The organism is Borrelia hispanica CRI (genome assembly GCF_000500065.1).
Classification (GTDB): Bacteria; Spirochaetota; Spirochaetia; order Borreliales; family Borreliaceae; genus Borrelia; species Borrelia hispanica.
This window is the reverse complement of sequence record NZ_AYOU01000162.1, coordinates 1-1,590: the sequence shown is the minus strand read 5'-3', so window position 1 is coordinate 1,590 and position 1,590 is coordinate 1. Positions and strand designations below refer to the sequence as shown.

The 1,590-nt window shown below is 21.9% G+C and carries 2 protein-coding genes; both read left to right on the top strand.

Annotated elements, in window-relative coordinates; genetic code table 11:
• Nucleotides 1-119 precede the first annotated feature (119 nt).
• Nucleotides 120-932 carry a hypothetical protein gene (locus U880_RS0106860; protein ID WP_024655313.1) on the top strand — a complete coding sequence of 271 codons (813 nt, stop codon included), beginning with the start codon at nucleotides 120-122 and terminating at the stop codon, nucleotides 930-932.
• 74 nt (nucleotides 933-1,006) lie between these two features.
• Nucleotides 1,007-1,590, top strand: a 584-nt coding sequence (gene bdr / locus U880_RS11900; RefSeq protein WP_024655312.1) for a Bdr family repetitive protein, incomplete at its 3' end; no start/stop codon positions are given.

The following is a 1,590-nucleotide window of genomic DNA, read 5'->3' as shown; positions in this document are numbered from 1 at the left end:
ATTTTAAGAAAAGTACAAAGTTACCCAAAAAAATACAAAGTTTACCCTAAAAAGTACAAAGTTACCTAAAAAAATACAAAGTTTACAATTTTTAAAAAACAGATCTATATTTATTTAAGATGATTAGTATAAAAAAATTTTTTAAAAAAATCAAACATCAAAAAAATGATAAAATCATATTAAACAATAGTACAAATAATATAATTGAAATAAATTCTAAAGAAATTATTAATGTTTGTACAAATTATCTCTTAATATCAAATAGTACAGAACTTAAAGCAATAGGTATCTTGCTTTCTTCTGGTATTCCATTATCTCAATTCACAAAAAAAATTTTTACTATCACTAATTACACACATGATACTATTACTTACACATCATCATCCAATTTACAAATTAGAAATCATACTTTGGTCAACTCCACACTCATTATAAATGCTATTTATTTCCTTAAAAAACATAAGTTTAATATTATTTATATAAAACTTAATCGTATTCTAAAAAAATTATTTCTTGCAAATATAACTACTAAACATTTAGAATATATTTATTCTATTATTCTTCAATCTCTAAACAAAAAGGACAATTCTTACTTTTATGAATCCATCTTACAACATCCAAAATACAAAAGCATCAAACTTGTAAGTAAGACTACTTCACTAAATAGTCTTAAAAACTTAATTTTTATTAATTCATTTGAAAATTTACGTATACATAATACTGCAAATTTACTATTTTATAAGAATAGCAATAATGAATTACAGTCTACTATTGCTAATCTAATTGAATCCTTTTTTCTTGATCAAAACACTAACAAAGATATACATACTCTCAAATCATACATTAACCTCAATCTAAAACAGATGGGTATTCCCTATAAAAAAACTCACAAAATACAAAAACAAATCTTTTCCAATATCTTCGCATCTTAAACATTAACTAAATTCACTTATTTTACTTAACAATCAACCCTAAAAACACTATAATATTATATAAGGAGATTTTCATGGAACATATGATACAGCCAGTAGTAACAAGACAAATGATGTTAAATGAGCTTGTAAAAGTTGGTATGGATAGAGATATTGCGGACGATTTATCTTATAGATACTATAAAAATGAACTTACTACTAAAGATCTTGAACTTCTAAAAATGGCATTCAAATCAGATATTAGAGATCTCAATAATAAAATTGATACTGTTGAAAATAACTTAAAATCAGATATTAGGGATCTTAATAATAAAATTGATACTATTGAAAATAACTTAAATATTAAAATTGATATGAAATTTAATGAACTTGATAATAAAATTGATACTAAATTTAATGAACTTGATAATAAAATTGATACTGTTGAAAATAACCTAAAATCAGATATTAGGGATCTTAATAATAAAATTGACACTAAATTTAATGAACTTGATAATAAAATTGACACTAAATTTAATGAACTTGATAATAAAATTGATACTGTTGAAAATAACCTAAAATCAGATATTAGGGATCTTAATAATAAAATTGACACTAAATTTAATGAACTTGATAATAAAATTGACACTAAATTTAATGAACTTGATAATAAAATTGA

Coding starts and splice junctions, on each gene's coding strand:
- U880_RS0106860 (WP_024655313.1), top strand. CDS start 120: ATGATTAGTATAAAAAAATTTTTTAAAAAAATCAAACATCAAAAAAAT.